At 63.1% G+C, this 12,511-nt stretch carries 11 protein-coding genes; 2 read left to right on the top strand and 9 right to left on the bottom strand.

Features of this window, described 5'->3' with window-relative positions; translation table 11 throughout:
* Window positions 1-17: 17 nt before the first annotated feature.
* From N0P34_RS05720 to uraH, 7 genes are all read right to left on the bottom strand, one after another.
* Complete coding sequence (locus N0P34_RS05720) at window positions 18-944, bottom strand: ABC transporter permease (protein ID WP_275606052.1); 927 nt, start codon at window positions 942-944, stop codon at window positions 18-20.
* A complete protein-coding gene (locus N0P34_RS05715) occupies window positions 941-1,981 on the bottom strand; it encodes an ABC transporter permease (protein ID WP_275606051.1) in 1,041 nt (346 codons plus the stop codon). Before N0P34_RS05715 ends, N0P34_RS05720 begins: the two co-directional genes overlap by 4 nt.
* A gap of 25 nt (window positions 1,982-2,006) precedes the next feature.
* Window positions 2,007-3,539, bottom strand: coding sequence for an ABC transporter ATP-binding protein (locus tag N0P34_RS05710; RefSeq protein ID WP_275606050.1), 1,533 nt, complete (start codon window positions 3,537-3,539; stop codon window positions 2,007-2,009).
* A 1-nt stretch (window position 3,540) separates the two neighbouring features.
* Entirely contained in the window at window positions 3,541-4,398 is an 858-nt protein-coding gene (gene xdhC, locus N0P34_RS05705) for a xanthine dehydrogenase accessory protein XdhC (protein WP_275606049.1), read from the bottom strand.
* 157 nt (window positions 4,399-4,555) lie between these two features.
* Window positions 4,556-6,901 carry a xanthine dehydrogenase molybdopterin binding subunit gene (xdhB, locus tag N0P34_RS05700; protein ID WP_275606048.1) on the bottom strand — a complete coding sequence of 782 codons (2,346 nt, stop codon included), beginning with the start codon at window positions 6,899-6,901 and terminating at the stop codon, window positions 4,556-4,558.
* Between the two features lie 291 nt (window positions 6,902-7,192).
* Window positions 7,193-8,659 (bottom strand): xanthine dehydrogenase small subunit, encoded by a 1,467-nt coding sequence (xdhA, locus tag N0P34_RS05695; RefSeq protein WP_275606047.1) that lies wholly within the window; start codon window positions 8,657-8,659, stop codon window positions 7,193-7,195.
* A gap of 174 nt (window positions 8,660-8,833) precedes the next feature.
* Window positions 8,834-9,187, bottom strand: coding sequence for a hydroxyisourate hydrolase (gene uraH, locus N0P34_RS05690; RefSeq protein WP_275606046.1), 354 nt, complete (start codon window positions 9,185-9,187; stop codon window positions 8,834-8,836).
* A gap of 149 nt (window positions 9,188-9,336) precedes the next feature.
* Here uraH and N0P34_RS05685 point away from each other — a divergent pair, with 149 nt between their 5' ends.
* Both N0P34_RS05685 and puuE read left to right on the top strand, forming a co-directional pair.
* Window positions 9,337-10,320, top strand: coding sequence for a LysR family transcriptional regulator (locus tag N0P34_RS05685; RefSeq protein WP_275606045.1), 984 nt, complete (start codon window positions 9,337-9,339; stop codon window positions 10,318-10,320).
* Window positions 10,321-10,384: 64 nt separating this feature from the next.
* Window positions 10,385-11,803, top strand: a complete 1,419-nt coding sequence (gene puuE / locus N0P34_RS05680; RefSeq protein ID WP_275606044.1) for an allantoinase PuuE — start codon at window positions 10,385-10,387, stop codon at window positions 11,801-11,803.
* Between the two features lie 7 nt (window positions 11,804-11,810).
* Here the strand turns inward: puuE and N0P34_RS05675 are convergent, their stop codons facing one another.
* Entirely contained in the window at window positions 11,811-11,957 is a 147-nt protein-coding gene (locus N0P34_RS05675; RefSeq protein ID WP_275606043.1) for a hypothetical protein, read from the bottom strand.
* A gap of 62 nt (window positions 11,958-12,019) precedes the next feature.
* Window positions 12,020-12,478 (bottom strand): SRPBCC family protein, encoded by a 459-nt coding sequence (locus N0P34_RS05670; protein WP_275606042.1) that lies wholly within the window; start codon window positions 12,476-12,478, stop codon window positions 12,020-12,022.
* Between the last annotated feature and the right edge of the window lie 33 nt (window positions 12,479-12,511).

Below are 12,511 nucleotides of genomic sequence, written 5' to 3'. Positions count from 1 at the left end.
CTCTAGGCTTATTGTTATTATTGGCCGGGCATAAAAGGCTTGCCCAGGCAGGCCGGCGCGGCCGAGTTTCCGGAGCGCCGCAGCGAGATCAGCACGAGAACGATGATCGTCGCCAGATAGGGTAGAGCCGCCCAGAATTCGGACGGGAAGAGGCCCATGCTGCCCGAAGCCTTGGTGTAGACCTCGATGGTCATCACCAGCCCGAAGAGATAGGCGCCGGCGAGAAGCCGGAAGGGTCGCCAGGCGGCGAACACCACGAGAGCCAGAGCAATCCAACCCCGGCCCGCCGTCAGCCGCTCGGCCCATTGTGGGGTGAGCAACAGCGGAAAGCAGCTCCCGGCGATCCCTGCCATGGCGCCGCCGAACGCGACGGCGGCATAGCGCACCTTGATCACCGAATAGCCGATGGAATGGGCCGAAAAATCATTCTCGCCCACGGCCCGCAAGATCAGCCCTGCCCGGCTCTTGTTGAGAAACCACCAGACCGCCACCACCATGAACAGCGAGAAGAACACCAGCGGGCTGTGATCGAACACCACGCGCCAGAACGGGTGGTTTTCCAGCTCGTCGGGAAACACCGAGTCAAAGATGGCAATCGGCTTGCCGGTATAAGCCTGCCCGAACAGGGCGGAAAACCCCGTGCCGAAAATGGTCAGGGCGAGGCCCGTCGCCACCTGGCTGGCCGACAGGGTCAGCGTCAGGAAAGCGAAGATCATCGAGGCGGCGGTGGCCGCCAGGGCTGCGCAGAGGATCGCCAGCCAGTGATTGCCGGTCGTATAGGTGACGGCAAAGGCGACGACCGCGCCGATCAGCATCATCCCCTCGACACCGAGATTGAGCACGCCGCTCTTTTCGACCACAAGCTCACCGAGGCCGGCGATGAGGATCGGCGTCGAGGCCCCAACCAGCGTGATGATGATCGGGATCAGCAAATCCGGGTTCATCGCGCCACCTCCAATTCGCGCCGTGTCCCCAACCGCACGCGGTAGCGCACCAAGACGTCGCTGGCGAGCAGGAAGAACAGCATCATGGCCTGGAAAATGCCGACCGCGGCAACGGGCAGCTTGATCGTGGTCTGCGCCACTTCCCCGCCCACCACGGCAACTGCCATGGCGAGACCGGCGAAGATGATGCCGATCGGATGCAGTCGCCCGAGAAAGGCGACGATAATGGCGGTAAAGCCGTAATTGGTCGGGAAAGACGGCACCATGCGTCCGAAGGGTCCAGCCGCTTCGAGCACGCCGGCAAGTCCGGCCAGGGCGCCGCTTGTCAGCAGCGCCAGCCAGATGGTCTTGTTGACCGAGAACCCGCCATAGCGCGCTGCGCTCGGCGCCGCGCCCACCACCTTGATCTGGTAGCCGAGAACCGACCGGCTCATGAAGAACCATGCGGCAATGGCCACCACGATGGCGATCGGCGCGCCGAGATGAACGATCGTCCCCGGCACGATGCGCGGCAGCATCTGGTCGGCGGTGAACATCCGCGTTTGCGGAAAGCCGAACCCCATCGGGTCCTTCCAGGGCCCGATGACGAGATAATTGAGCAACTGGATGGCGACATAGGTCAGCATCAGGCTGGTGAGGATTTCGTTGACCTGCAGCCTGGTCTTGAGAAAGGCAGGCACGACTGCCCAGGCCATGCCGCCCAGCATGCCCGCGACGATCATCAGCGGCAGGATCCACGGGCCGCTGAAATCGCGCGTCAGCAGCGCAACGCCCGTGGCCGCGAGGCCTCCGAGCACATATTGCCCCTCGGCGCCGATGTTCCACACATTGGCCCGATAGCCGATGGAAAGCCCCACAGCGATGATGATCAGCGGCGCCGATTTGACGGCCAGATCCTGCCATTTGAGAGGATTGAGCAGCGGCGTGAGAAAAATTTCCCGCACCGCGCCGATGCCGTCATAGCCGATCAGCGAGAAGACAATGGCGCCCACTATGGCTGTTGCCAGCACTGCCCCTATCGGGGTCAGGTAGAGCATTGCCTTGCTGGGCTCAGGCCTTTTTTCAAGCCGGAACTGCGTCAATTTCTTCCATCCCCCCATGCACCCCACCCATCAGCAGGCCGATCTCCTCGACGGTGAAATCCCCCGCCGGCCTTACCGGGCTCAGACGCCCCATATTGATAACGGCAAGCGTATCGCACAGCGCCCGCAGCTCATCGAGGTCCTGGCTGATGACCACGATGGCCGATCCCGACGCCGCCAGATCCACCAGAGCCTGGTGGATGGCCGCCGCCGCCCCCGCGTCCACGCCCCAGGTCGGCTGGCTCACCACCAGCACCGATGGCCTTTGCAGGATCTCCCGCCCCATGATGTATTTCTGCAAATTCCCGCCCGAGAGCGACCCGGCCAGCGAGGCCGGCCCCAGCGCCTTGACGGCAAAATCGGCGATGACCTTGCCGGTATAGAGCTTGGCGACGCTGGACTTGATCATCCCCGCGCCGACCATGCCCATCCGGTCGCGCGCCGTCAGCACCGAATTCTCGGACAGCGAGAAATCGCCCACGGCCGCATGGCCATTGCGCTCCTCCGGCACGGCGCAAAGCCCTTGCCGGCGCCGCTCCGTCGGCTCCATCTGCCCGATGCCGCGTCCATCGAGCGTGATGGCGTCGCGGTTCTCGCTGCGGATTTCCCCTGAAAGCGCGTCGAGCAGCGCGTTCTGTCCATTGCCGGCCACCCCGGCAATGCCGAGGATCTCCCCGGCCCGCACCGAAAAACTGGCGCCGTCTACGGGCACGTCGAAATGCCCGCCCTTCACCGTCGACAGTCTGGTGACCACCAGCTTGGCGTCGCCAAAACTGCGCCCTGCCGGCTTGACGATGTCTCTGAGATTGCTGCCGATCATCTTTTCGGCCATCGATCGGCTGGTCTCGACCCTGGGGTCGCACGTGTCCACCAGTTTGCCGCCGCGCAGGATCGTCGCATTGTCGCACAGCGCCTTGATCTCGTGCAGCTTGTGCGAAATGTAGAGGATCGAGCACCCCTCCGACGCCAGCTGGCGCAGCACGGTGAACAGCTGCTCCACCTCCTGCGGCGTCAAGACCGAAGTCGGCTCGTCCATGATCAGGAGTTTGGGGTTGAGCAGCAGCGCCCGCACGATTTCGATGCGCTGGCGTTCGCCCACCGACAGCGTCGCCACGGTGCGGTGCGGATCGAGCAGCAGCCCATAGGTCTGCATCACCTCCCGGATCTGCGCCTCGAGTTCACGCGCCGGGATTTTCGCATCCATGCCCAGCGCGATGTTTTCCAGAACCGTCATCGCCTCGAACAGCGAGAAATGCTGGAATACCATGCCGACGCCGAGCTTTCGCGCGGCCTTGGGATTGGTGACGACGACGCTCTCGCCATTCCAGCGGATTTCGCCCGCATCGGGCTGCATGATGCCGTAGATCATCTTGACGAGGGTGGATTTTCCCGCGCCGTTTTCCCCCAGCAGCGCATGGATTTCCCCCGGCTTGACCGAGAATGACACATTGTCATTGGCCAGAACGCCAGGAAATCTCTTGGTAATTCCGATCAGTTCAAGCCGATTGGGCATATCAATGTCCACTCGTCACCCCCCTTGTCATGGGGGTGAGCGTTCGCCCGTTCGTAGCTTCCCGTCCCCCAATCTGAACCATAATTTCGGCTGCCGCCAGCACCGCAATAACAGATGGGCGTTTATCCCCAAGCCCTTGCGCACCGATCGGCAGCACAAGTCGCTCAAGCGCCTCTCTTTTTCCGCCCTGTTCGAGGAACCAGCTGGCAAATTTCGCGCGCTTGGTTTTCGAGCCCACCATGCCGACATAAGCACAGTCGGCCCGCCCCAAGGCCTCAAAAGCGATAAGAAAATCAAGCGCATGGTCGTGGGTCATGATGACGAAGGCGCTTCCCGCCGGCGCCGCCCGCACCACCGCCTCGGGCATGGCCACGCGCCGGAAGGCGATGCCGGGCGCAAGCAGATCGAGCTCCTCCTGCCGCGTATCGATCACCTCCGAGCGCACCGGCAAAATCGAGAGCATCTGCGCCAGCGCCCGTCCGACATGCCCCGCGCCGAACACATAGACATGCGGTTCGGCGTTTTCCTCGGTCGCCACGCGCCCCGCCAGCTCCCGCCGAATCGCCGCGTCGGCATAGCGCAGCCCCACGTTCACCCGCCCGCCGCAGCATTGGCCGATTTCCGGCCCCAGCGGCACATCCATCGCCTCCTCGGCCCGCCCCTCGGCGATCAGCCGGCGCGCATGGTCGATGACCATATATTCGAGCGCCCCGCCCCCGATCGTCCCGAAAATCGCCCCCATGCCCACCAGCATGAACGTCCCCTCCGCCCGCGGCGAAGACCCCCGCACCTGCATCAGCTCGCAGGCAATCACATCCCGATTGGCAGCAAGGAAGCTTTCGAGGGCGGAGGAATTCATCTCCTGCGTCCCCCCACCCTTGATCCCTCCCCACGGAGGGGGAGGGAGACGACTGAAGCTGAGGTGGTCACGCTGGTCCAGCCATCACCGGCCAAGCTTCCCTCCCCCTTGTGGGGAGGGAACGAGGGTGGGGGTGATGTCATCGGGCCCAAATTCCTCACCCCCGCGCCTCGCGCTTGATCCGTTCGACGCCCATCAACACGCGCTCCGGCGTCACCGGCGTATCGAGCCGCGGGGCCGTGCGATAGTCCCCCACGCTCGCCACCGCCATGCCGAGCGCCTCGACGACGCTCATCGCCAGCATGAACGGCGGCTCGCCCACGGCCTTGGATCGCCCGATCGTCGGCTCCCGGTTCACCGACCATTCGGCAAGCTTGACGTTGAAAACAGGCGGAATATCGGAGGCCAGCGGGATCTTGTAGGTCGAGGGTGCGTGGGTCCTGAGCTGCCCCTTGCCGTCCCACACCAGCTCCTCGGTCGTCAGCCACCCCATGCCCTGGATGAACCCACCCTCGATCTGCCCGATATCGATGGCCGGGTTCAGCGATTTGCCGACATCGTGCAGAATATCCACCCGATCGACGCTATATTCCCCCGTCAGAATATCGATGGTCACTTCGCTGACCGAAGCCCCATAGGCGAAATAATAGAACGGATGCCCGCGCCCGGTCGCCCGGTCCCAATGGATTTTCGGCGTCTTGTAGAACCCAGCCGCCGAAAGCTGCACGCGGTTGAGATAGGCCGAGGCACAAAGCTCGGCAAAGGGCACGAATGTGCGCCCCACATTGATCCCGCCCTGCGCCCAGTGGCAGTCGGCCTCATCGGCCTCGTAAATCCTGGCCGCATGGGCCAGCAACCGCGTCTTGATCTGCTCGCAGGCATCCCAGGCCGCCATGCCGTTGAGATCGGTGCCCGACGAAGCTGCCGTCGCCGACGTGTTCGGCACCTTGCCCGTCGTCGTCGCCATGATCTTCACGCTGTCGAGGCCCACCCCGAAAGCGTCGGCCACCACCTGCGCCACCTTGATATAGAGCCCCTGCCCCATTTCGGTGCCGCCATGGCTCAAATGGATCGAGCCATCTTTGTAGACATGCACCAGCGCCCCGGCCTGATTGTACCAGGTCGCCGTAAACGAGATGCCGAATTTGACCGGGGTCAGCGCAATGCCCTTTTTGAGCACGGAACTGGTCCGGTTGAACGCGATCACCGCCTGCCGCCGCGCCTGATAATCGGACGACGCCTCAAGCTCCTCCACCACGCGATGGACGACATTGTCCTCCACAGTCTGGTGATAGGGCGTCACATTATCAGTATGCGTGCCGTAGAAATTGGCCTTGCGGATCTCCAGCGGATCCTTGCCGAGATCATAGGCAATGTCCTCGATCCAGCGCTCCGCCGCCATCATCCCCTGCGGCCCGCCAAAGCCACGGAAGGCCGTATTCGACACCGTATTGGTATAAAGCGGCTCCGAGCGCACCCGCACCGCCGGATACCAATAGGCATTGTCGGCGTGGAACAGCGCCCGGTCGGTCACCGGCCCGGAGAGATCGGACGAAAAGCCCGCCCGTGCGCCATAAACGGCGTCGACCGCGTGAATTTTCCCGCTCTCGTCATAGCCGACGTCATAATCGACCACGAAGTCGTGCCGCTTGCCAGTCGCCTGCATGTCGTCGTCGCGATCGGGGCGGATCTTGCAGGCGCGGTTCCACTTCTTGGCCGCCAATGCGGCCACCGCCGCAAAGAGATTGCCCTGGGTTTCCTTGCCGCCAAAGCCGCCACCCATGCGCCGCACCTGCACGGTCACCGCATGGTGCCGGATCGCCAGCACCTGCGCCACCATCAGCTGCACTTCGCTCGGATGCTGGGTGGACGAATAAACGGTCACGTCCTCGTCTTCGCCGGGAACGGCAAAGGCAATCTGCCCTTCGAGATAGAAATGGTCCTGCCCGCCAATGGCAATGCTGCCCTTGGCCCGGCGCGGCGCCGCCGCAAACCCGGCCTCGAGATCACCGCGCTCGAGCTTGAGCGGATCGGTCACCAGCGCGCCTCCGGCCGCCTGCGCCGCGCGCACATCGAGCGCAAAGGGCAGATCCCTGTAGTCGACCTTGACCAGATGCGCCGCCCGCCGCGCCGCATCGCGCGTTTCGGCGACCACGGCGAACATGGGCTGGCCCCAGAAATGCACCTTGCCCTGGGCAAAGATCGGCTCGTCATGCTTATGGCTGGGCGACACGTCGTTCTCGCCCGGAATATCCCCGGCCGTCAGCACGCCGATCACCCCCGGCGCCGCCTTCACCGCCGAAAAATCGATCGAAGCGATCTCGGCATGGGCCCGCGTCGACAGCCCCAGATAGGCATGCATCGTGCCCACGGGCTCGATCATGTCGTCGATATATTCGGCGGTCCCGGTGACATGCTTGGGCCCACTATCGTGCCGCGTCGCACTGTGCAGGCTCGCCAACGCAATCGGGGCTTCGTGCTTATTCATAGGCTGCACTCCCATTTCCCCCCGCTGTCATTCCCGCGCAAGCGGGAACCCCTGTCAAACGGAGGTCCCCGCTTGCGCGGGGATGACCCGGTGACGACAAAGCCATCGCGGCCTCTCTACACCCTCCCCCTTGAGGGGAGGGCAAGCGCAGCTTGGGCCCAACGGGCCCTAGCGCAGCTCGGAAGGGGGTGTCTCTGCCCTTGCTCCACCCTCTCCCCAAGCGCGATCTGTTCCCTCGCCCCTCCGGGGAGAGGGCTAGGGTGAGGGGGCCCTTGGTGAGGGGCCCTTCGACGCACAAACCACCCATCACGCCACCTCCCGCTTCAGCCGCTCACCCTGCCCCTGCGTTTCGAGATAAAACCGCTTGAGCAGATTCTGCGCCGCGAGCAGCCGATATTCCTTGCTGGCGCGCATATCGGTGATGGGCTGGAAATCCTCGGCAAAGGCCTCCAGCGCCGCCTCGATCGTCTCCATAGTCCACGGCTTGCCATCCAGTGCCGCCTCGACCGCCTTGGCGCGCTTGGGAATTGCCGCCATGCCGCCAAAGGCGATGCGCACCATGCCGACCTGCCCGACATCGTTGACGAACACCCGGAACGCTCCGCACAGGGCCGAAATATCTTCCTCGCGGCGCTTGGAGATTTTGTAGGTGGCAAATTTCTCCCCAGCCGGCAGCAGCGGCAGCGTCACGCTTTCCACGAACTCGCCGGGCCGGCGGTCCTGCTTGCCATAGTCGATGAAAAAGTCTTCGAGCTTGATCTCGCGCCTGTGGCTGCCCTGGCGCAGATGCAGTTTCGCACCCAGCGCGATGAAGGGCGGCGGGGTATCGCCGATGGGAGAGCCATTGGCGATATTGCCGCCGATCGTGCCCATATTGCGCACCTGCTCGCCCGCGAACCGGTTCCACAATTCCGTCAATTGCGGGAAATTTGCCGTGATCACCGGCAGGGCTTCCGAATAGGTCACCCCGGCATAGAGGCGCACTTCGCTATTGTTCTCGGCAATGCGCTTCAATTCCTGCAAATGCCCGGTAAAGATCACCGGACCGATGGCTCGCATGAATTTCGTGACCCAGAGCCCCACATCGGTAGAGCCCGCCACGATCCGCGCCTCGGGATTGGCGGCATAGATTTCGGCGAAATCATCGAGATTTGCCGGAATGTAAATCTTCGTCGCGCCCGCGCCGATTTCGACGCGACGGCCATCCAGAAGGCCCTTGATCTTGTCCTTGACCGCGATGCGCTCGGCCCACAGCACATCGCCCTGCGGCGCGCCATAGCTCGACATTGCCTCGGCCGCGCGGATGATCGGCGCATAGCCCGTGCAGCGACAAAGATTGCCCTGCAATGCCTTTTCGATCGCCGGACGCGATGGCTGCGGATCACGCATCCAGAGCCCGTAAAGGCTCATGACGAAGCCCGGCGTGCAGAAGCCACACTGGCTACCATGATAATCGACCAGCGCCTGCTGCACCGGATGCAGATCGCCGTTCTCGCCGCGCAAATGCTCGACAGTCACCACATGGGTGCCATGAAGGCTCGCAACAAACCGGATGCAGGCCGTCACCGAGTCATAGATGATCTCCTCGCCCGCCACGCGGCCGACCAGCACCGTACAGGCCCCGCAATCGCCCTCGGCGCACCCTTCCTTGGAGCCGCGCAACCGCCGCTCCAGCCGCAGCCAGTCCAGCAGCGTCACATCCGGCGCCACATCCGTCAGCGCAATCTCTTCCCCATTCAGCAGGAACCGGATCGTATTGGAAATCTCAACCATTGATCAGCTCCTTGCTTCCCCTCTCCCCTTGAGGGAGAGGGTGGATCGCGCAAAGCGCGAGACGGGTGAGGGGTTCTGCTTCAAATTTGGCGCCGCACTCGCCCCCATCGTCCCCTCGCCCCTCCGGGGAGAGGGTCAGGGTGAGGGGCCTCTCAACCAGCGCCAGAACCATCATCAGCTCCCCCGATACGTCGAATAAGAGAACGGGGTACACACCAGCGGCACGTGATAGGGCTTGTCCTCGGAGATCAGGAACCGGATCGGCACCACATTGAGGAAGGGCGTCTCGGTCTCGACGCCCAGCCGCTCGAAATACTGCCCCACATGGAAGCGGATTTCGAACTCCCCCTGCTGAAACTGGTCGTCGGCAAGCAGCGGCTGATCCACGCGCCCATCGGCATTGGTATAGCTATCGACCAGATGATGGGTGTGGTCCCCATGCACGAAATGCAGCTCGATCCGCATGCCGCGAGCCGGCTTGCCATGCATCGTGTCCAGCACATGGGTGGTTAGCTTTCCGCCCGCCATTCTTTTTGCTCCTCATACACCCCCCGGACCAGTGCGTCGGTCACGGGCGATGCGTTTCTTTAAACTTCACCATAGAGCCGCACTATTGCTCTTGATACTCTCAATTTGGGAGCAGTATGCTGCCAAAACGGCAACAAGGGAAGCGCTCGATGGACAAGGGCGGAACATCAGAGCGGCCACGCGAGCATGCCCTTTCGGCAAGCCTGCTAAGCCGGGTCTTTCACCAGCCGTCCCTCCTCTATTTCAACGCCGTCGCCACCCATCTCTCCATCCGCGAAGCCGCCCGCCGGCTCAACGTTGCCTCTTCCGCCGTCACCCGGCAGGTCGCCCAGCTCGAAGACGCCCTGGGCATAGCCCTCTTCCTGCGCGACAAGCGCCGCATGCGCCTCTCCCCGGCCGGCGAAATCCTCTTCCGCCATTCCCGCCGCCTCGCCGCTCCCATGGAAGCGGCCGTTTCCGAAATCGAAATGCTGCGCGGGGTCCGTGCCGGTTCGGTCCGCATCGCTGCCGCCGAAAGCGTCGGTCATTCCTTCCTGCCCCGTCTCATCAGCGAATTCGGCGCCCGCTATCCGCGCCTCACCATCGACCTCTCTATCGTTTCCTCCGGCGAAGTCATCGACCGGCTGGTCGAGGAGCGGGTCGATATCGGCTTCGGCTTCATTGCCCGCACACCCAGGCAGATCAATGTCGCCTTCCGCCGCGACGTGCGCATCGGCGCCGTCATGGTCCCCACCCATCCCCTCGCCGGTGTCGAACACCTCACCATGGACATGTGCCTCGATCACGCCCTCGCCGTCGCGCGGCCGGAAATCTCCATCCGCGAGGTCATCGAGCCCTTCCTCAGGCGCTCCTCCTCCATCCTGCCCCCCATGGTCGAGGTCAATTCCATCCGCATGCTGGCCGAGCTCGCCCTGGGCGGCCACTACCTCTCCATCATGACCCCCATCGGCGCCCAAAACGAGATCGCCGCGGGCCAGCTTATCTTCAAGCCGCTTGAGGATGGCGGCCTGCCTACCAACCGGTTCGGCATCCTCGTCCGGTCCGGCAGCGCCCTGCATCTGGCGCCCGCCATCTTCTTCGATCACGCCAAATCCTATTTCGAGGGGGTCGAGCTTCCGGGCGCTATTGCGTGAACGCACGCTTTCACCGAATCTCGCTCTCAACGCTAACATTTTGCTAACCAAATCGGGACCAATGATGAACCGCTACCCTCGCGACATGCACGGCTACGGCCCCAATCCACCCAACGCCAATTGGCCCGGTGGCGCCCATGTCGCGGTGCAATTTGTCCTGAATTATGAAGAGGGTGGCGAGAACAACATCCTCCACGGCGACGCCGCCTCCGAGGCTTTCCTCGTCGACGTCCTCGGCGCCGCCCCCTGGCCCGGCCAGCGCCACGCCAATGTCGAATCTATGTACGAATATGGCTCCCGCGCCGGCTTCTGGCGGCTCCATCGCCTGTTCACCGAAACCAAAATTCCCGTTACAATATATGGGGTTGCGACGGCCCTGATGCGCGCGCCAGCCCAGCTCGCGGCCATGCAGGACGCCGGTTGGGAGATCGCCAGCCACGGCCTAAAATGGGTCCAGCACAAGGACATGCCACCCGAGGAAGAGCGCGCCCAGATCGCCGAAGCTGTCCGCCTCCACACGATCGCCACCGGCTCACGCCCGCTCGGCTGGTACACCGGCCGCTCCTCGCTCAACACCGTCGACCTCGTCGCCGACTATGGCGGTTTCGCTTACATCTCAGACACTTACGATGACGACCTGCCCTATTGGAAGCTCATCCACGGCCGCCCGCAGCTCATCATCCCCTATTCGCTCTCGACCAATGACATGCGTTTCGTCACCGGTCCGGGCTTCGACAATGGCGAGGAATATTTCACCTTCCTCAAGGACACATTTGACTGCCTCTACGCCGAAGGCCAGGCCGGCAGCCCGAAAATGATGTCGCTGGGCCTGCATTGCCGCCTCGTCGGCCAGCCCGGCCGCTTCCAGGGGCTCAAGAAATTCGTTGAATATATCAAGGGCTTCGACAAGGTCTGGATCCCGACCCGCCTCGACATCGCCCGCCACTGGGCCGAGCACCACCCCTATTCCGCCCCTGACGCGATCCCATCCGAAATGGAGCGCGAGGACTTCGTCACCCGCTATGGCTCGATCTTCGAGCACTCCCACTGGATCGCCGACCGGGCCTGGGAAACCGAACTTTCCCCCGCCAATGACACCGCCATCGGCCTCCACTTCGCCCTGCGCAACCAGTTCCGCATGGCCACTCCGGAAGAGCGCCTTGCCGTGCTCCGCGCCCACCCCGACCTTGCCGGAAAACTGGCCGCTGCCAAGCGTTTAACAGCTGATTCCACCGCCGAACAGGCCTCTGCTGGCCTCGATGCGCTGACCGATGCCGAGCGCGAGCGCTTCACCGCGCTCAACACCGCCTATGTGGAAAAATTCGGCTTCCCCTTCATCATCGCCGTGCGCGACAATACCAAGGCTACCATCCTCGGAGCCTTCGAAAAACGCATCAATAACAGTGCTGAAGAAGAATTCGCCACCGCCTGCGCCCAGGTCGAACGGATCGCCCTGCTGCGGCTCGAGGCCATCCTGCCCTAAGAAAAGCTCAGCCGTTCCGGTCGTTCAGGGATGACCCGACATGGGGCTCGCCATCATCGAGCCCCATCACGCGCGCCAGCATCGCCAGCCAGGGCAGGTGATGCTGCAGGCAATTGTGCGGCGCCATGCCGAATATCGCGGCCAGTGTGCTCATGACGACGATCATCGCAGCGATAGGTTGAAATTCGGTAACCCTAACGAGATGTTGCCGCAACTTTACTTGTAGAAGCCCTCGCGCAGATTAATTCCGTGCTCCACGAATACTTTGAGGGCACAGACCATCCCCGTCCAACCTTCGCAATTGCCATAGGATGCCTTCTGCCCGGCTTCGCTGTCACGCCACCCCGCCTCATGGATGGAAACCAGCGTGCGCCCATCCTCGAGCGGCGAAAAGCTCATGGTTACCGTGGTTTGATAATTCCCTGCAGCATCCTCGTCCGGCGGCGCATCCCAGCGCAGCACGATCTTCCGGTCAGGGTCGACCTCCACCACATGCACTGGAAAAGCCCCAGGAAAATCATGGAAATCCCATGTCACCACCGCGCCCGTCTCGAGCCGTCCGACTGCCCCGCCGGTCGTAAAATACCCTGAGAGCTTGGCGGGATCGGCCACCGCCTCGAAGACGTCGTGGACCGGCCGCGCAATGCGCCCGCTGACTGTAAATTCATAGGCCATGGCTTCCTCCATCCTTGACCCGTAAGACGGTAT

The organism is Devosia sp. FJ2-5-3, from assembly GCF_029201545.1.
Taxonomy (GTDB): Bacteria; Pseudomonadota; Alphaproteobacteria; order Rhizobiales; family Devosiaceae; genus Devosia.
This window is presented reverse-complemented; position numbering and strand designations above follow the sequence as displayed.

What these genes read in the sequence shown, in the direction of transcription:
- xdhA (WP_275606047.1), bottom strand. Translation starts at nt 8,659, where the DNA reads ATGGTTGAGATTTCCAATACGATCCGGTTCCTGCTGAATGGGGAAGAG.
- xdhB (WP_275606048.1), bottom strand. Translation starts at nt 6,901, where the DNA reads ATGGGAGTGCAGCCTATGAATAAGCACGAAGCCCCGATTGCGTTGGCG.
- N0P34_RS05670 (WP_275606042.1), bottom strand. Translation starts at nt 12,478, where the DNA reads ATGGCCTATGAATTTACAGTCAGCGGGCGCATTGCGCGGCCGGTCCAC.
- N0P34_RS05685 (WP_275606045.1), top strand. Translation starts at nt 9,337, where the DNA reads ATGGACAAGGGCGGAACATCAGAGCGGCCACGCGAGCATGCCCTTTCG.
- N0P34_RS05715 (WP_275606051.1), bottom strand. Translation starts at nt 1,981, where the DNA reads ATGCTCTACCTGACCCCGATAGGGGCAGTGCTGGCAACAGCCATAGTG.
- xdhC (WP_275606049.1), bottom strand. Translation starts at nt 4,398, where the DNA reads ATGAATTCCTCCGCCCTCGAAAGCTTCCTTGCTGCCAATCGGGATGTG.
- N0P34_RS05710 (WP_275606050.1), bottom strand. Translation starts at nt 3,539, where the DNA reads ATGCCCAATCGGCTTGAACTGATCGGAATTACCAAGAGATTTCCTGGC.
- N0P34_RS05720 (WP_275606052.1), bottom strand. Translation starts at nt 944, where the DNA reads ATGAACCCGGATTTGCTGATCCCGATCATCATCACGCTGGTTGGGGCC.
- uraH (WP_275606046.1), bottom strand. Translation starts at nt 9,187, where the DNA reads ATGGCGGGCGGAAAGCTAACCACCCATGTGCTGGACACGATGCATGGC.
- puuE (WP_275606044.1), top strand. Translation starts at nt 10,385, where the DNA reads ATGAACCGCTACCCTCGCGACATGCACGGCTACGGCCCCAATCCACCC.
- N0P34_RS05675 (WP_275606043.1), bottom strand. Translation starts at nt 11,957, where the DNA reads ATGAGCACACTGGCCGCGATATTCGGCATGGCGCCGCACAATTGCCTG.